Source organism: Bacteroides sp. 1_1_14 (assembly GCF_000162515.1).
Taxonomy (GTDB): Bacteria; Bacteroidota; Bacteroidia; order Bacteroidales; family Bacteroidaceae; genus Bacteroides; species Bacteroides thetaiotaomicron.
In genome coordinates this window covers 812,596-829,801 of record NZ_GG774702.1, presented here as the reverse complement: position 1 = coordinate 829,801, position 17,206 = coordinate 812,596, and the positions used below count along the sequence as shown (strand labels likewise).

The 17,206-nt window shown below is 43.0% G+C and carries 15 protein-coding genes; 6 read left to right on the top strand and 9 right to left on the bottom strand.

Annotation, left to right across the window (positions count from 1 at the left end):
• Positions 1 to 7: 7 nt before the first annotated feature.
• On the bottom strand, positions 8 to 379 hold the full coding sequence (locus tag HMPREF9007_RS21230) for a hypothetical protein (protein ID WP_008760087.1): 372 nt from the start codon (positions 377 to 379) through the stop codon (positions 8 to 10).
• 128 nt (positions 380 to 507) lie between these two features.
• The gene (locus tag HMPREF9007_RS21235; protein ID WP_008760086.1) at positions 508 to 1,605 is read right to left on the bottom strand and encodes an SMP-30/gluconolactonase/LRE family protein; all 1,098 of its coding nucleotides are present in this window, start codon (positions 1,603 to 1,605) and stop codon (positions 508 to 510) included.
• A gap of 817 nt (positions 1,606 to 2,422) precedes the next feature.
• On the opposite strand from HMPREF9007_RS21235, the gene HMPREF9007_RS21240 reads away from it, so the two are divergent.
• The 4 genes from HMPREF9007_RS21240 (at position 2,423) to HMPREF9007_RS21255 (ending at position 5,544) form a co-directional block, all read left to right on the top strand.
• Positions 2,423 to 2,716, top strand: coding sequence for a hypothetical protein (locus HMPREF9007_RS21240; protein WP_011109256.1), 294 nt, complete (start codon positions 2,423 to 2,425; stop codon positions 2,714 to 2,716).
• Between the two features lie 13 nt (positions 2,717 to 2,729).
• The gene (locus tag HMPREF9007_RS21245; RefSeq protein WP_008760084.1) at positions 2,730 to 3,020 is read left to right on the top strand and encodes a cell division protein ZapA; all 291 of its coding nucleotides are present in this window, start codon (positions 2,730 to 2,732) and stop codon (positions 3,018 to 3,020) included.
• A gap of 116 nt (positions 3,021 to 3,136) precedes the next feature.
• A complete protein-coding gene (gene rny, locus HMPREF9007_RS21250) occupies positions 3,137 to 4,672 on the top strand; it encodes a ribonuclease Y (RefSeq protein ID WP_008760083.1) in 1,536 nt (511 codons plus the stop codon).
• 122 nt (positions 4,673 to 4,794) lie between these two features.
• Positions 4,795 to 5,544 carry a copper homeostasis protein CutC gene (locus HMPREF9007_RS21255; protein ID WP_008760082.1) on the top strand — a complete coding sequence of 250 codons (750 nt, stop codon included), beginning with the start codon at positions 4,795 to 4,797 and terminating at the stop codon, positions 5,542 to 5,544.
• Positions 5,545 to 5,590: 46 nt separating this feature from the next.
• Here HMPREF9007_RS21255 and HMPREF9007_RS21260 read toward each other — a convergent pair whose 3' ends face one another.
• From HMPREF9007_RS21260 to HMPREF9007_RS21275, 4 genes are all read right to left on the bottom strand, one after another.
• Entirely contained in the window at positions 5,591 to 6,805 is a 1,215-nt protein-coding gene (locus tag HMPREF9007_RS21260; protein WP_008760081.1) for a sodium ion-translocating decarboxylase subunit beta, read from the bottom strand.
• 14 nt (positions 6,806 to 6,819) lie between these two features.
• On the bottom strand, positions 6,820 to 7,251 hold the full coding sequence (locus tag HMPREF9007_RS21265; protein WP_032813900.1) for a hypothetical protein: 432 nt from the start codon (positions 7,249 to 7,251) through the stop codon (positions 6,820 to 6,822).
• A 346-nt stretch (positions 7,252 to 7,597) separates the two neighbouring features.
• Positions 7,598 to 8,035 carry a hypothetical protein gene (locus tag HMPREF9007_RS21270; RefSeq protein WP_008760079.1) on the bottom strand — a complete coding sequence of 146 codons (438 nt, stop codon included), beginning with the start codon at positions 8,033 to 8,035 and terminating at the stop codon, positions 7,598 to 7,600.
• Between the two features lie 83 nt (positions 8,036 to 8,118).
• A complete protein-coding gene (locus HMPREF9007_RS21275) occupies positions 8,119 to 10,836 on the bottom strand; it encodes a transglutaminase domain-containing protein (RefSeq protein ID WP_008760078.1) in 2,718 nt (905 codons plus the stop codon).
• 325 nt (positions 10,837 to 11,161) lie between these two features.
• Between HMPREF9007_RS21275 and HMPREF9007_RS26980 the strand changes: the two genes are divergently transcribed.
• Positions 11,162 to 11,299: a hypothetical protein gene (locus tag HMPREF9007_RS26980; protein WP_008764567.1), complete on the top strand. Its 138-nt coding sequence runs from the start codon at positions 11,162 to 11,164 to the stop codon at positions 11,297 to 11,299.
• A 65-nt stretch (positions 11,300 to 11,364) separates the two neighbouring features.
• On the opposite strand, the gene HMPREF9007_RS21280 is transcribed toward HMPREF9007_RS26980, so the two are convergent.
• The 3 genes from HMPREF9007_RS21280 to dinB form a co-directional block, all read right to left on the bottom strand.
• A complete protein-coding gene (locus HMPREF9007_RS21280) occupies positions 11,365 to 12,066 on the bottom strand; it encodes a DUF4627 domain-containing protein (protein WP_008760077.1) in 702 nt (233 codons plus the stop codon).
• Between the two features lie 58 nt (positions 12,067 to 12,124).
• Positions 12,125 to 14,059, bottom strand: coding sequence for a heparinase II/III family protein (locus HMPREF9007_RS21285; protein ID WP_008760076.1), 1,935 nt, complete (start codon positions 14,057 to 14,059; stop codon positions 12,125 to 12,127).
• A 386-nt stretch (positions 14,060 to 14,445) separates the two neighbouring features.
• Positions 14,446 to 15,537, bottom strand: a complete 1,092-nt coding sequence (gene dinB / locus HMPREF9007_RS21290; protein ID WP_008760075.1) for a DNA polymerase IV — start codon at positions 15,535 to 15,537, stop codon at positions 14,446 to 14,448.
• 211 nt (positions 15,538 to 15,748) lie between these two features.
• Between dinB and HMPREF9007_RS21295 the strand changes: the two genes are divergently transcribed.
• Positions 15,749 to 17,140, top strand: a complete 1,392-nt coding sequence (locus HMPREF9007_RS21295) for a DUF4419 domain-containing protein (protein ID WP_008760074.1) — start codon at positions 15,749 to 15,751, stop codon at positions 17,138 to 17,140.
• Positions 17,141 to 17,206: the final 66 nt, after the last annotated feature.

The following is a 17,206-nucleotide window of genomic DNA, read 5'->3' as shown; positions in this document are numbered from 1 at the left end:
CTCCTCCTTATTTTATCTTTCGGGCACAGTCGCACGAACGGATTTTCCAAACTACAATTCCCGCCAGTGCACCGCCTATCAGACAACAGACCAGTGTAGGCACTGCATAAAAGAAATTGGTAATATCTCCCTGAAAGCGGACGATTCCCCAGGCTATACCGGCAGAACCGATACACCAGCCCTGATCGAGCCATATTTTTCCCGGAGGATTCAAAATCGCTCCGTTATAATGATTCATATACCACATGATGCCGATAATCAGCGTTGCCGCCAGCCAACCGCCCATCAGACCGTAGGTCTTCCAGAGTTCCGGCCAGATGCCGAAAGCGAAACCACCACAGATGGCGGAGCCGGCAAAGGTCGATAGATAGTATTTCATATTATAGATATAGATAATGTGTTCTTGGGTTAATAATATTTTTTTAGGCACGGATTACACGGATTTCACGGTTAAAGATTACACAGTTTTATTAAATCCGTGTCATCCGCGTAATCCGTGCCTAAATCCTATTTTTTCTCTTCCAATGATAGTTTAGCCAGTGTGAAAGGCTTGTCGTGCTTGGTATTTACCTTGTCCGGTCCGGTCACCAGGTCGAAACAGGATACGATCACCTGACCGTTCCATACGATGGGTTCGCCCGGTTGGTCCAGTCCGCCATCGCTTCCATCGCAATCGGGGCTTTGGGCGATACGCTGAATCTTTCCGTCCTTATCTACACGGGCAACGGCATTTGCAGAGAAATCTGCTACCCAAATATTTCCTTTATCATCGATGCACATACCGTCTGTGGTACGAAGCTGAGTCGTATCCTGTGCCCAGACATCGTTGCTGACAACTTTTCCTTCCGCGTCCATCTTGATACGATGGATTGCGCCATCACCGAAGTTACCTACAAAAAGGTCGCCCGCTTCGTTAAACACGATTCCATCCAGTCCGTATTGTACTTCGGGGTTCTTGGTGATTACTGTAGTCAACAGGTTCTGATCTGCCGAAGTATTGGTTACTGCGATGTCACGGTCGTTCATATCAAAGCAATATACACCGCTGACAAGCAGACCGGAAGGGTCTTTGATCTGTGACAAAGAGCTTTGAGTCACATATAATTTTCCGTTACGGATACGGATACCATTGGGATGCTCCATACCGGATGCTACCGTAATGGTTTCCTTCAACTGGTCATTTTCAAACTTCAGACGAAGTACACGACCTTTGTTCTTTGCTTTTTCTGCACCGCTCCAGCCCTGATTGTCACTGATGAACAGGTCACCCTCTTCATTAAAGGCAAGTCCCATCGGAGAAGCCCATCCGGTTTCCTCCAATACAGGCACATCCAGCCATTTTGAAACGGCTCCATCCTTAGTAATACGCATCAGGCAAGCAGGCTGTGTGATATCTGCAAAATTGGGACATGCCAGAATCAAATCTCCATTGGGAGCAATAGCCATGCCGTCCGGTGTCGGACAATAGTCCGGCAATGATACAAACAGTTCACTCTTTTGCGGAAGAGTATTCCCTCCACTCTTTTGTTTGGGAGAAGTACATTGAATACAAGTTGCTCCAATCAAAGAAGCAGAAATCAGAGATAGTAAATAATACTTTTTCATGGTTAGCTGATACAAATGTTTATGTTTATAATTTGAGTCCGTTAGTTCGGTACGCAAACTTACTGGAAAATCTCAGCAAAGAAGGAAAACGACAAATCAATAAAGGACAAAATTTGTTCATTATGACGCAAAAACGCCCCTTTTTTCATTAAAAAAGGATATAATCCTTCAACGGAATGATTCATTTCATCTCTCGATTATCCATCGACAGGGAACTCAACAATAATAGAAATTACATTATTTTATGAACGAATCAAATGATCAAAACCACTAAAAAGAAGAGTTTATTTAGAAAGCGCCTCCGGTCTGAATGGAGAGATTTACCGGCTAGTATCTGCCGAAAAAAGAGAATATGAAGTCATGGGATGATGAAACAGTCCGGCTGAAAACACAAAGCGGCGCTTTGTGTGAGCTAAAGCTTAGCTTTAGGAGTCGTAAAGCTAAGCTTTAGCCTCCCCAAAGCGCTATGTTATTAACCGATGCAAAAATGCACTTTTTCGGGGGCCTCCCTAACACACGCACACACGTAAGCGCACGCGTATACACATACATACACGAACATAACTAAATACGCGCAAACTATATTATATACGTGCGCCTGTGTGTGGAAAAATTGTGGAGTGCATTTTCTGCATTTTTGCATTTTTCACCTCCGCCAAGCTGTTCATAAAAAAAAGATTTATATGCATACTCTTCCATAATTCATCCCCTTTGCCCACGTAATCCGCTATTTTAAGGCTAAAAAGTACATTTTCTCCCGAAAAGTTTTTGTAATATCAGAGTTAATCGTATTTTTGTGTACAATTTTGGTGTAGTGATGACAGAAGAAGAAAAAAAGTTATTGAGTACCTTTGAAACGCAGCTACGGCATTTAATGTATTTGCACGATGAATTAAAGCGTGAAAATGCCGGGTTGAGAAAACTTCTTGAAAACGAAAAGTTGAAGAACGAGAAGGTGCAAGCTCAGTATGATGAATTGGAAGTCAACTATACAAACCTAAAAACAGCTACGGCAATCAGCCTTAACGGCAGCGACGTAAAAGAGACGAAGCTGCGATTGTCAAAATTAGTGCGTGAAGTCGATAAATGCATCGCTTTATTGAACGAGTAAAGAAGAAAGATGTATGAACGATAAGATAAAGATAAACCTGCAAATAGCAGACTCAAACTACCCGTTAACCATTAACCGAGAGGAAGAAGAAATGGTACGGGAAGCAGCCAAGCAGGTAAACATCAGGCTTAATGCGTACCGGGAATATTATAAAAACCTTGAACCGGAAAAGATTATTGCCATGGTAGCCTATCAGTTCTCGTTGGAGAAACTGCAATTAATGCAACGTAACGATACCACTCCGTATACGGAAAAGGTAAAAGAACTAACGGAATTGCTGGAGGATTATTTTAAGAAAGAATAATGCCACCGAGCCATTCACTGATAAAGAAAACACCACGCACTGCACAATATCCGAGCAAATGTATGCTCTGATATTTGGCGGTGCGTTTTTATTTATATAACTAAATTAATGTAAGAATGATAGCAATAATAGCAACAGCAATTGCTTGCTTCGTCGTAGGAGGAATCCTTTCATACGTACTGTTCCGGTACGTGTTGAAGTCCAAGTACGACAGTGTCCTGAAAGATGCGGAGACAGAAGCTGAAGTAATTAAGAAAAACAAATTGCTGGAAGTAAAGGAAAAATTCCTGAACAAGAAAGCTGATTTGGAGAAGGAAGTGGCACTGCGTAATCAAAAGATTCAGCAGGCGGAAAATAAACTGAAACAACGCGAAATGGTGCTCAGCCAGCGTCAGGAAGAAATCCAACGCAAAAAGCTGGAAGCCGAAGCCGTAAAGGAAAACCTGGAGGCGCAACTTGTTATCGTTGACAAAAAGAAGGAAGAACTGGACAAACTGCAACATCAGGAAATAGAAAAACTGGAAGCAATCTCCGGTCTGTCTGCTGACGAAGCAAAAGAACGTCTGGTCGAATCACTGAAGGAAGAAGCTAAAACGCAGGCACAGTCATTCATCAATGACATCATGGATGATGCGAAACTGACTGCCAGCAAGGAAGCCAAACGAATCGTTATCCAGTCTATCCAACGGGTAGCTACCGAAACTGCCATCGAAAACTCCGTAACAGTATTCCATATCGAATCGGATGAAATCAAAGGACGTATCATCGGACGTGAAGGACGCAATATCCGTGCACTGGAAGCCGCTACCGGCGTTGAAATCGTTGTAGACGACACTCCGGAAGCAATCGTTCTTTCCGCTTTTGACCCGGTTCGCCGTGAAATTGCCCGTCTGGCTCTTCACCAACTGGTGACAGACGGACGTATCCATCCGGCACGTATTGAGGAAGTGGTGTCCAAAGTACGCAAACAGGTAGAAGAAGAAATCATCGAAACCGGTAAACGGACAACAATCGACCTTGGTATCCACGGTCTGCATCCGGAACTGATCCGTATCATCGGTAAGATGAAATATCGCTCTTCTTATGGTCAGAACTTGTTGCAGCACGCCCGTGAAACAGCCAATCTCTGTGCTGTGATGGCATCGGAACTGGGCCTGAACCCTAAGAAGGCAAAACGTGCAGGTTTGCTGCATGATATCGGTAAAGTGCCCGATGAAGAACCGGAATTGCCGCACGCATTGCTGGGTATGAAACTTGCCGAGAAATACAAAGAAAAACCGGATATCTGCAATGCTATCGGTGCTCACCACGACGAAACGGAAATGACCAGTCTGCTGGCTCCTATCGTACAGGTTTGTGATGCTATCTCCGGTGCACGTCCGGGCGCACGCCGCGAAATTGTAGAGGCTTACATCAAACGTCTGAACGATCTTGAACAACTGGCTATGGCTTATCCGGGTGTGACCAAGACATACGCTATTCAGGCAGGACGCGAACTCCGCGTGATCGTAGGTGCGGATAAGATCGATGACAAGCAGACTGAAAGTTTGTCCGGTGAAATCGCCAAGAAGATTCAGGATGAAATGACTTATCCGGGACAGGTGAAGATTACCGTTATCCGTGAAACACGTGCGGTCAGCTTCGCTAAATAAGTAAATATTCAAAAGAAGATTCAATATAAGGGCGAAGCAATTCGCCCTTTTTTAGTTTATCATCATTCACTTCTCATGTTTGCAGCATCACGTAGCAGCATGCAGTCTAAAAGCATCAGCTTATGAAAAAGTACCAGTTTGAAGTCTGTGCCAATTCCGTAGAAAGCTGTCTGGCAGCACAGGCAGGCGGAGCCGACCGGGTAGAGTTATGTGCAGGTATTCCGGAAGGCGGGACGACTCCTTCTTACGGAGAGATATCGACAGCACGCGACATGCTGACAACGACTCGTCTGCATGTCATTATCCGCCCGCGGGGTGGGGATTTTCTTTATTCTCCCATCGAAGTGAGAACGATGCTGAAAGATATCGAAATGGCACGGCAGTTGAGAGCTGACGGAGTGGTATTCGGTTGTCTGACGGCAAACGGGGAAATCGACCTTCCTGTAATGCAAGAGTTAATGAAAGCCTCACAAGGGTTATCAGTGACTTTTCACCGTGCCTTTGATGTATGCCGTGATCCTGAAAAGGCTTTGGAGCAGATTATCGGATTAGGGTGTAACCGTATCCTTACTTCCGGTCAGCAAGCTACCGCCGAACTCGGAATCCCCTTGCTAAAAGCATTGCAGACACAAGCTTCCGGAAGAATTATCCTGCTTGCCGGATGTGGCGTGAACGAAAAGAATATCGTCCGTATTGCTTCGGAAACCGGAATACAGGAGTTTCATTTCTCCGCACGGGAAAGCATCAAGAGCGATATGAAGTATAAAAACGAATCAGTATCGATGGGCGGCACTGTACATATCGACGAATACGAACGAAATGTAACCACCGCCCAAAGAGTGATAAATACCATTCAGGCTATAAAAAGCTGAAAACTGCGATAAACAGCGATTTATAGTCCTGCAATAGCATACCTGTTTATAAATAAGGGATAATCGTAATATAAATACCGGTAATAATAGCCGAGGTGATTACTCCTGAGATATTGGCTCCCAAGGCATCTCCCAATACGAATGAATCGGGATTGTCTTTGCTTACTATCTTTTGGGCAACCTTTGCGGTGGTAGGTACGCAACTAACGGCTGCGATACCGATCACCGGATTGTAATTTCCCCGTTTGACAATGTACATGATGTATCCTCCGATAATCCCTCCGATACCGGAAAGTAAAAGTGCGACGATACCTAATACCAGCAATTTCAGAATCTTCGGATCGAGCAACAGATGCGCATCGCAAAGTACGCCCAGCAATACTCCCAACATAAAAGTCGAGCCATAGAGCAACGGCCCACTGACAAAATCATAAATATGCTTCATACCGGATTCACGAACGGCAACGCCCAGGAACAGGGAGAAAAACAATGGAGAGGCAACCGGAAACAAGAAACAAAGTACTGCGCAGAGAACAGCAGAGAAAGCCAGTTTCACTTTGGCATCGTAATTCTTCGGCGCCTTCTTGGTCACCATCTTAATGGCACGGAAACGTTTGGGCACTAATAGCTTGACCAAATATGGATACCCTCCGTACGTCAGCCCCAAATACAGGTAAGCGACTACTGTAATAGGAACAAACAAATGTTTTGCCAAAGCCAGCGAAGTGAAAAGCACCATCGGACCGTCTGCACCACCTACCATAGCAACAGATGCGCTTTCCTTTAAAGTCAGTCCGAGCGCGGAAGCGATGGGCACGGTAAGGAACGTACCGAGTTCGGCACATAAAGCAAGGAATATACTCGCAAACGGTTTCTGGAGCAGAAAGCCCACATCCAGCAAAGTTCCGATGCCCATAAAGACAAAGCAGGCTATAAGCCCGTTACTGAAAGTCAGCGTGTAGACAGGTTGCAGAAAGTCTATCTGCATCGTATTCATCAGGTCATCCGTATCCGAAAGCATCGGATCGAGGAAGAGGTTACCTAATGTACCGTCCGGCATCATCAATGTTCCGCAGTTGATGGCTACCATGCCCAATCCCATCGGAATCATAACCATAGGTTCGAGCACTCCCTTCCAACCCAGATAGATAAGTAACAAACCGAGAAGTACCAGAAAGACTCTGGCAGAAGCCAGTAACCAGCCGCTTTCCATCATTGTGCCGATACCCTGAAAGAGGGTGGCAAAATCAATATTTTCCATAAATAAACGTCATTTTATTGTTTGTTGGTAGTAGATTTCTTTGTATTTTTCTTGTTGACATGCGCCAGTTCTTCTTCTTTGAGAAAGAACTCACGTGTATCCCGCGGATAATAATAATCCATCAGGTTCTCTTCCGACGCACCCGGACTTACTCCATGATAATAACCGGAATAGCCGGAAACATTCCGGTTGATTCCACGACTGAAATCTTCGCGATAATCTCCTAAAGTCCCTTCGTCCGGAAGAGGCATCTGCCTGACAAGCCTTTCTACTTTCTGCCGGTGTTGTCGCCAGCGATGTAACCGCAGCAGCTCCAAACGGTGAGAACTATAAAAATCAAAAGAATCTGCCGCATAAGCAATCAGTTTGATGACTGCCGCAACAAAAAAACCGATGAGAAAGGTGAGCCCCATCATAGCGAAAGTAGATATTAATAAATCAATCATAGCAATAAAAAATATAGGTTTGATAATATAGTATTCAAAAAAAGAAGAGGCGCCCAATGGCAAATCATTATTAAATTTTAGACACACATGAAAGTTAAAATCCCATTGGGCACTCCTCATCACCCATATAGAAACAATTGGCAGATGTTATTTGCTTGAATCACTTCGGTATACATCTTTGCTTCTATACGACGTAACTCCCGTTTCACAACGAAAACACAATATCCTGATCCCGATACTTGATTGGGTATCCGGGAAATATATCACACGTTTATAGGAACAATAAATAAAAGGAGGGACAGAGAGAAAGGACATACCTCACCCTGCCAATGGAAAATAATGCAGCCTAAATAAGAATATGGGCTAATGTATAGACGTAGTATTTACACGAATATTTAGTGTAATTGACATCAAAGCAGGTATGGCTCAGACGTTCCTCCGGAAGCAACGTATTCAGTGAACTCAATATCTGTATTATTGCAGTATTTGTATTAAATCTCAGATTCTTGAAAGGAACAATGCTTCTAGGAAAAGATAAGTTATCAAAAATGCAGTCATTGACCTTACTGCCGTAAGTTCCGTCAGTCAGCAATGAATGAGTATCTTTACATGATTTATCGAAACCGGCAGAAGAGACACTGCAATTTGCTCCCGCATTGTATTGCATATCAATTGCCGGGACCTCAGTTTCTTTCTGAAATCCCTGCAATTCTTTATTGGAAATATGAGTAAATCCCAAAGCCAGAAATGCAAATGCTAATATGCAAAAAATGTACTTCGCCATAATTTGCTGCAAACGTAATCATTCTTTTCCAAAAACAATGTATTAATGGTAAGAATTAACGATTATTGCACTCTGACTCCTCTTTATAATCCATGTACTACTTTCATCAATTGCTCTCCCAGACCGATCGTATATCCTTGAGAAACAAAGACCACACGGTTGAAGGTATCGGCAATGATAAAGACAGGCAGGGTTGATTGATTCAACTTCATCGCATCAACAATCTGTTTTTGAATGCTGTTATCCACATCAATGCCATAAACAATGGTAGAGGGAAGATCTTTAAATTCATGCGTGTTGAACTTTTTATATTGCTCTTCCGAAGGGAAAAGAAAGACCATTTTACGTCCCCACTGTTCAAACTCGCTGCGCAAAGCCGCAATATCTCTTAAAGCATGATTGGTAGGCTCCTGCCCCACTCCGAGAACAGCAACCACAAAATAGCCGCGTCCGCAGGTTTGCAGGATACTTTGCAGGTCAGTACCTCCTACCGGACGATAGGTAGCTTCGGAATTGAAATTACCGATCACTTGCACCTGATCTTTACTTTCACGCATCACAAGGTCAACAGTAGTCGTCTTATCCGGTTCGATAGTAAAGAATGTGGTATTAGAAAGTACCGCACCACTAGCCAGGCGGGTTCCGGTCACCATCATATAATAACCTTCGTCCAGCTTTACTCCGTTTTTCAGGAGATTCGACCACATAGCACCACCACCCATATCTACATCGCCTTCGTCATAATTGAGCAGTTGGAACGTGCCGTTCTTAAACTTGGAGATAGTGAAATGAGAATAGTATTTAGGATCGGATAAAGAACGTATCGGAGTATAGCTGGCTTTCAACATGCCGGTACAAGATTGTGTGGACTGCGAAGTCTCAAAGTTGACATCCTGCGGAGAAAGCCCATCGCTTACATATTGAACCTTCCCGGTCACTTCATCAATCCAGGCTGGTATCCCTATGCTCCGGGCAGCTGCTACGAAGAAGATATCACGGGACTTCTCATCAGCTACACGCGACTTCCATACTCCCATCGGAGAAACAGGAATCTGCTGAGAATTCAGTTCGTTATCGATCTTAATCTCTTTTCTGCACCATTCTATTAATGCTTTGGCATCATGAGCAGCATCAACAGGTGCCGATTTCAAGACTGCTTCAGAAATTGCATCATAAAGTATCTTTTTATAAGGAGTCAGCATCTCATTCGCTATGCGAGGATTGAGCAACGCCCTTTTCACCAGATCAGTGTCCGTCTTTTCTCCATCCGATGTGTTTTTCAGATGATCGTTCAGTACATCGAGTGTCACGTCACGAAGATCTTTTGCCGAGATATTCTCTAATAACCACATACCCCGCATTTCCTCCCATGAAATATGTTTTTTCTCCTTTCTGATAGCTGAAAGAAAATCCTTCAATGTCTGGTGGTTTCCGCGCGAAGCAACCAGAAAAGCTGCCAACTTATCTTTCATAGTTTCAGGTTGCAATATATTTCCGTACAGTCCGTTCACCCATTCTTTTGCCTGTTCATCTGTCATCATCGTTGCCACATATGCATTGCGGATCGAATCTTCCTGTGCCATCCGGTGGTCATTTTCCGCCCGTTGTTCAGGAGTTACTTCGGGAAGGTTAGCCCCTTCTACCGGAGGAACAATATCCATCGGAAGTGTATAGCTTTCACCTTCTTTCTTATCTAAAGATAACTTCAAAGCATCTTCTTTTCCAAATGACAGTTTAGCATATCCGAATTTTCCATCCCTGGATGCCCATACCAACATATCTCCCTTGCCGGCAGTAAGGAAGGCTTTACCTTCGGCATCGGTATATTTCGTGGCTACCGTATAGAACTCAGCATAATTGTATATCTTAAATTCCACTTTTGCACCTGATACCGGATATCCTTCCGTATCCGTCACCGTCACTGTAGCTTTGGCAGTAGGCGCATAATTGTCTATCACATTGATCTCCGTGTAATTCGGCGTTTCAAGCATAATCTCTTCCGGACCGGTATAGCGACCGAACACCTTTGTATGCATCAGCATCCCGCGACTGGCAGGAGCATTGAACCATCCGAGATTCAAAACCGGTTCGGGCTCGCAAGCTCCGAAGAAATACCACTGGCCATCCGCCCACGCTTCTACCCAGGCATGATTATCATCCGTATGTGCCCAACGGGGAGTATATACCTGCCTTGCCGGAATCCCCACCGAACGCAACGCAGCCACAGTAAATGTGGATTCTTCTCCGCAACGCCCATACGCTGTCTTCACCGATGCCAGCGGCGAACTGGTACGTGCATCACTCGGACGATAGACCACCTTTTCATGGCACCAATGATTTACTTCCAGAATAGCGTCTTTCATGGACAGATGCTTCACCCTATCCTTTAATTCTCCATAAAACACCCGACGCGAGTCATCCAAATTCTCATTATTCACCCGGATAGGCAACACAAAATGCCGGAACAATTCATCCGGAATCTGATCCCCCCAAGGCATCTCGGTACGCGTCTGCCCGGACAAGCGAACATTCTCCAAATAATAATCTCCAGAATAATCCGTCACATCCCCTATCGGCATATAAGCATAGAGAAACATCAGGGCTTCCTGCTCATATACAGACAAGTCAGGATTCGAAAAAACAGTAAACAGGTCTCCATGAGGAAGTGCCTGCTTTTTCTGTTCAAAGTCTTCGGTCACTTGATTCCGATAATTCTCTTCTTTCAGAAAATGAGCATTGTTGCAGGCATACAGCACAACAGACAGGATAAGAACGGATAAAAGATGAATGAATGTCTTCATAAAAGTGTTTGGTTTATTTTAGATAATAAGATTGCTGACTCACAAAAGTACAAGAATATTTTCTGAATGCCTAGATAAGTATATAAAAATGTGACAGATAAGAATAATATTGTCATCGGGGAAAGAGGACGGGAAAATTGTAACAGGTTTGTAACATCTCCGTGTCCGAACCTCTCATAAAAAGAAAATTCATAAGAAAAAGAAGATTTTTATGTTTTACAGCATATAATTCAAAAACATTTTGTATCTTTGCAGTGTTAATAAAGAAAACAAGATGTAAAACCGCTCTTCAAAACGTGGAGGGCAAAAAAAGAGGAAACAAATTATGAAAAAGAATGCAAATGAAAAAATCATGATGTTACAGTACCGTATCAAACGTTATCAAGCAATGGGAAACGGTGCAATGTGCCAAACCTTGAATGGTAAACTTCAAAAACTGCTGACGAAGCAGCCTGCCATGTAATTAAACACACTAATATATATCATGAAAAGAGCGGAGCAACCACACTGGTTCTCCGCTCTTTCTTTTTATTTCTTCTTCAAAGTCACATCACTGATTTCTACTACACCACCCTTATTCTGTCCAAGAATAGCCACGTAACAGTCTTTCAGGATAGCAGCGTCATCATCCGTATCGGACACTTCCAGAGCAGGATTTGATTTTTTGCTGCTGATTGCATTTACTACCTGTCCCATATCATAGTAAACAACGACCTTTGTCCATTTGTCGGCATCTTTAATCTTGAAGTTGTACTGTGCCCCAGAAGCGTTAGGCTGGGCGTCAGCATCATAATCCCTGCGCATGAAAAAAGTGGTGTTCAGTTTACCGTTATCATTTTTTTCCTCATTCGTCTGCTTGATATATACACTGACCGGAGTTCCTGCCTCCTTTGCTTTTGCATAGAAAGTCAGCACGTAGATACCTTTCTCCAAGCCATCTGTAATACGTTGACCAAGAAATGCTTTATACCAGGATGTATTCTTCTCAGCACCCGAATTATCTATTTTCATCGCGTTCGGATACTTGGCATCTCCAGTCTGCTCCCAAGCGATTGTTGTTACTCCGTCCGCCTCATTATTCATAATGAACCACTCACCAGCCGTAGCCTTGCTAGGATTGGTTACCTTGTTCGTTACTTCCGTAGCAAACTTTTCATTTTTGATCAGATTCTGCGCACTGATGCTTACTCCTGCGATAGCCAAAAGACTAACTAATAATACTTTTTTCATCTTACTGCGATTTAATTGTTTATACGTTATTTCTTATTTTCACTCTGCTTGCTGAATCCTATTTAATTTGTTGAATAACAAACTTATAATTTCCAGTTTCTTTCTTTTCGTTTGTTTTTAGTGTGATGCGATAAATCTCCTTACCCCATACATTAGAGAGGCGCGGATCGTCCAATTGGATTGTTTCCAGTTCGGCTTTGAACAGGGTCGGATAGTCCAGTTCCACTTTCTGCCCCTTTACTTCAATCTGAATTTTGCCCTGTGAAGGGAAAGTGACATTGCCCCAAGTCATGAAATTCACCTGATTGGGAGCTACGGCCTCTTCCAGCGTGTAGCTGTCGGTGATCGTCAGTTTCCGGTCATCCAGTGTATACGACCGGATCCAGTTTTTCACTTTTGCTTCCGACGGATAGGCGGCAGCAATATCAGTGGAAAAGACACGTTTCTTTTCATTGCAAATGGTATTTGTCGCTTTATATTCCTGTCCGTATTTCTGCGGCATACCATTAATCATCGGCAGATTATGATAATTACTCTGCATTGTCCAGATGGTGTAACGGTCTTTACCGAAAGTCTGCTTAGTATATGTACCTACCCCTGCATCAAGGATTACGGGAATGGTATTCACATATAAGGAAAACGTTCCCACATCATTATGATTATGACTTTCGTTGTTGAATCCGCCTTTGGCAGCCACGAACATTCCATTCTTATTCTTCATGTAGCAGAATTCTGTTTCGGGATACCAAGTCACGTCCGGCATATCATGCTTTGGAGTCTCTTTGGCAAGATCATTGCAGCAAAGCAGAGACTGGAGCGAGCGGAATGCATCATTCCCCATGGTCGCGTACGGTTTTCTACCATTCAGCAGATAAGCTGCAAAATGCATCATTTCATCGCTGTTTACCGCTTTACCAAAACGATAGATTAGCAGAGGATCGCCACCACCTTGCGCGGAAGCATCGGCAAAGTTCACCACCCAACCATTACCGACATAAGAACGGGACATATACTCTCCCATACGCCGGATCATCGGTTCATTCAACAGGGATATTCTGCCACCCGTACCATCAGAAAGTATTTGCAAATAATCATAAAGCTTACCTGCCGCATGTCCCCAATAAGAAGTCCCTTCTTCGCAAGCACCGTCAGACTTCACAAAGTTGATAAACTTATCCACCGATTTCATCGAACGGTATACAGCCTTTGCCAAACGGTCTTTATTGTTCTCCATCAGAAGGAAACACTGCAAAGCATTGGAGTTGCACCAAGGATTCCAGTTATTGATAATCTCTCCCGGCTGCCAGTTGAACGCCATCCACCACATATCGTCATCGTTCATATAAGGATCAAGGATACGCTCCTTTATAGCTTTGCGCATTTGCAGAGAAACCACCGGATTGATTTTGTCGAAAGGTTTACGGAAGAAATAGTGCACCCAAGCCATCAATGCACCATATCCGCCGGAACCAAGATCAATGATCTGTTCGCGGAAATCAGGAAGAGAACGTTTGCTGCTTTGCCGGGGCAGGTGAGCAGACAGTACCCATGAATTCATTTCGCAACTCATATAAGCTCCGTTGAGCAGCTGATCGATGAAGCGTCCTTTGCCTTCCGCCAGTTCTGCCAGCATCAGCGTATTCAATGCCTGACGGTTGGCGTCATAGGGAACTTCCATGATTTTACGATTACCGGTCCGCTCATATTCAAGATAGGCGGTAGCAGGGATCAGTTGCCATTTGTAATCGAGGAGCTTCTCGCCTGCCGCGATAAGGCGCTGCTTGTTGGGCCCCATCAATGAGTCCCAAGCAGCACGATCAGTATAGGCCGGATAAGGTACCCATGCCTGTTTCATTACCAGCACATTTTTCAACGTAGTTTCATCTGCCGCTTTTTGCAGCAGGTCGCGTTCCGTATAGGCATTGGCTTTGAAAGAGAAACTTCCAAAGGCAGCTAACAGAAAAACACAAATTAAATGCTTCATTCGATTCATGGTATTTTATTCATTTAAGCATGGCAAAGATAACGCATCTCTCAAAAAGTAAGGTGAGCAAATCATACGAACCTCATGACAAAAAAGTACAGACTTCAAAAAAAGTACATTCAGAAGCTCTCAGCCCTCTCGTGAAACAGACGCTCTGTTCAAAGCAAACAGACCTTCTATTTAGGGCAAACAGAGCCTTCATTCAGAGTAAACAGACGCTCCGTTTGAAAAACATCCTGTTGATTGGATACAATCAAGCGGTCATTTCATATCAAACGACCGCTTAATTTGACTCAAACAACTGCTCGGTTTGCCCCAAAGGAGCGGTCGTTTATTATAAACAGAAACTTCATTTGAGCTTCTATAAAATTTCCACCGATGGTAAAACCTGAACTTTATTCCCAATCGCTAAACTCAAAACTGAGCTGCTCCCAAACTCCATGTTGTTCATCCGCCTCCTCTTTCGGATTGGAAACAGAAAGCCCGATCAAGCGGATAGGATGCTGTTCGTACTCCACACTTTTCAATAACTCTTTAGCGAGTGGAAGGATGCGGTCTAATGTGTACAACTCCTGCGACTGCGTAATACTTCGGGTAATCTGACTAAAATCATGAAACTTGATCTTCAGAGTCAATGTATTTCCTTTAAACTCTTTACGTTGAAGACGTTCTATTAATTCTACCGCTACATGATACAATTCGATGATAACGGAAGAGTGAACCGATATATCTCTTTCCAGCGTTCGTTCACAACCGATAGACTTCCGAATACGAACTGCCTCAACCGGACGCTCGTCAATCCCCCGCGAACATTCATAATAGAGTGCCCCCACCTTTCCAAAGTGAGCCGTCAGCATTTCGAGCGAGCATTTACGTAATTGAAGACCATTGTGAATACCAAGCAAATGCATCTTCTTTGCTGTCACAGGTCCTACTCCCCAAAAAGATTCGATCGGAAGTCCTGCTATGAAGTCCAGCGCCTGATCAGGATGTATGGTACACAGTCCGTCCGGCTTCCGATAGTCCGATGCAATCTTTGCAAGAAATTTATTATAGGAGACTCCGGCAGATGCGACCAGGTTCAACTGTTCCCGGATACGAAGTTTTATCTCCTTTGCAATATCAACTGCCAGAGAGATTCCTTTCTTATTCTCCGTAACATCCAAAAAGGCCTCATCCAAAGACAGAGGCTCGATTATATCAGTATACTCATGAAAGATTTCGTGTATCTGACGGGAGACGGACTTATAAACGTCCATTCTTCCGGATACAAAGATAAGCTGGGGACATAAACGTTTCGCCTTCTGAGAAGACATGGCAGAACGAACCCCGTAACGACGGGCTTCATAACTGGCTGCTGCCACAACTCCCCGCTCCTCGGCATGTCCCACCGCCAAGGGTTTGCCACGAAGTTCCGGATGATCACGCTGTTCTACAGAAGCGTAGAAAGCGTCCATATCGATATGTATTATCTTACGCTGAAACACTTGTATTCAAATTCCATAGCAAACTTACTATAATTTTCCGAATAAACAGCTTCTAAAATAATATGCACCTATTTTTTAGAGGCACAGGACATAAAAAAGATTCGATATCATAGCGATTCCATTTCTAATAATACTATATTTGTATATTGTTATCTATAATCTATCAACAGGAAAATATGTGAAATACAAACCATAAAGTAAATTTAGTATTATGAAAAAACTACTATTCTATTTATTCGTTCTATGCAGCACTTCCATAGTTGCTCAAAATGGAATTACTTTTGAAGTTGAACAACTCTCCAAGCCCGAAAAATTATATCCCGTGGCTTCCCCTGATGAAATCTACAGATATCTGATGCTATCTGACAATGAATCAACCATTAGAATTACAGAAAAAGACATCTGGAAACCTCCATTCAATGTAATAGCCAAGAGTGAATCTCCTGACAGTTTATTATACTTTGGGTATAATTCTTTCTTCTGCGGTATGTATCAGGCTTATGCAGATCATAGGCCGTTCGTTTTATCTCCGGATATGATTTGGCTACTGATTAACCAAGGTTTTGCCCAACATGTGAATGCCAACCATGAGTCTTTGAGAAAATATTTTGTAAATTTCTCCGGAAAGGAATCTTTAATTGTACAATCCAATAAGAAACTGAAAGACCCGAATCTTTTATGGGAAGAAATTTTCCCGCAGTTTACAGAACAGATAAGAAAAGAGGTAGGAGACAATTTGGTTGAAACACTCACTTGTAATTTCTCTACAACGACTTCTTTGGAAAAGACTGTTTCTGAAATAACAATAATGGAAACGGTGAAATCATACTTCGAGTTTATCACCATAATGATTGTTTGCGGTATTCCGGAAATCACGCTTGAAGGGACACCACAAGACTGGGAAAAAGTTTTAAATAAAGCCAGAGGACTAAAAGAATATAAACTCGAATGGTGGATTTCACAACTTGAACCTCTTTTAGAGGAGTTTGTGAAGGCATCAAAGGGAACAGTAAACCAAGAGTTTTGGCGCAATATGTTTAAATGTCATTCGCCAAAGTCATGCGGAGCTCCCGAGATTTTTGATGGATGGATCATTAAATTCTTTCCTTACGACAATGAAGGGAAAAGAAATAATCTAAAACAGATTGTGGGTCGTAAAAAGCTTCCGAGCGAGATAGTAAAAGTTGATTTAAAGTATATTGAAGCATACAATGACACCGTAATTGAAACACCACTGGAGTTGTGGTCCGGTTTCATCGGACTCAAACAAAACAATGAAAATTTTACACTGAGACCACAAATTGGCTGGATGGTCAAAAAGAAAAGCACAGACAACACCGGACTCATAAACAGATTGAAAGCCGATGCCAAAGGCAGGGGTATCAACCTTAGAGTGAAAGAGTTCCCTTCCGTCCTGCTGAAACTTGAAGAAATAAAACAGTTGGAGCTTACCTTTATTAATGAAATTGATATACCGGACGAACTGTCAAAAGTGAAAATCGAAAGGTTGAAACTATCCGGCAGAATTACTAAAGAAGAGATGCAACGCATCAAAACTTTATTTCCCAATACCGACATTAAGATAAACGGAAGTAGAATATAACAAAAATATTACCGAGTAATTCGCAGAGACATATAAGGAATAATCAGAATTTCATATAAATAAAAA

Excerpts from the sequence above, each read along its gene's own strand:
- HMPREF9007_RS21230 (WP_008760087.1), bottom strand. The coding sequence starts at position 379 with ATGAAATACTATCTATCGACCTTTGCCGGCTCCGCCATCTGTGGTGGT.
- HMPREF9007_RS21235 (WP_008760086.1), bottom strand. The coding sequence starts at position 1,605 with ATGAAAAAGTATTATTTACTATCTCTGATTTCTGCTTCTTTGATTGGA.
- HMPREF9007_RS21240 (WP_011109256.1), top strand. The coding sequence starts at position 2,423 with ATGACAGAAGAAGAAAAAAAGTTATTGAGTACCTTTGAAACGCAGCTA.
- HMPREF9007_RS21245 (WP_008760084.1), top strand. The coding sequence starts at position 2,730 with ATGAACGATAAGATAAAGATAAACCTGCAAATAGCAGACTCAAACTAC.
- rny (WP_008760083.1), top strand. The coding sequence starts at position 3,137 with ATGATAGCAATAATAGCAACAGCAATTGCTTGCTTCGTCGTAGGAGGA.
- HMPREF9007_RS21255 (WP_008760082.1), top strand. The coding sequence starts at position 4,795 with ATGAAAAAGTACCAGTTTGAAGTCTGTGCCAATTCCGTAGAAAGCTGT.
- HMPREF9007_RS21260 (WP_008760081.1), bottom strand. The coding sequence starts at position 6,805 with ATGGAAAATATTGATTTTGCCACCCTCTTTCAGGGTATCGGCACAATG.
- HMPREF9007_RS21265 (WP_032813900.1), bottom strand. The coding sequence starts at position 7,251 with ATGATTGATTTATTAATATCTACTTTCGCTATGATGGGGCTCACCTTT.
- HMPREF9007_RS21270 (WP_008760079.1), bottom strand. The coding sequence starts at position 8,035 with ATGGCGAAGTACATTTTTTGCATATTAGCATTTGCATTTCTGGCTTTG.
- HMPREF9007_RS21275 (WP_008760078.1), bottom strand. The coding sequence starts at position 10,836 with ATGAAGACATTCATTCATCTTTTATCCGTTCTTATCCTGTCTGTTGTG.
- HMPREF9007_RS26980 (WP_008764567.1), top strand. The coding sequence starts at position 11,162 with ATGAAAAAGAATGCAAATGAAAAAATCATGATGTTACAGTACCGTATC.
- HMPREF9007_RS21280 (WP_008760077.1), bottom strand. The coding sequence starts at position 12,066 with ATGAAAAAAGTATTATTAGTTAGTCTTTTGGCTATCGCAGGAGTAAGC.
- HMPREF9007_RS21285 (WP_008760076.1), bottom strand. The coding sequence starts at position 14,059 with ATGAATCGAATGAAGCATTTAATTTGTGTTTTTCTGTTAGCTGCCTTT.
- HMPREF9007_RS21295 (WP_008760074.1), top strand. The coding sequence starts at position 15,749 with ATGAAAAAACTACTATTCTATTTATTCGTTCTATGCAGCACTTCCATA.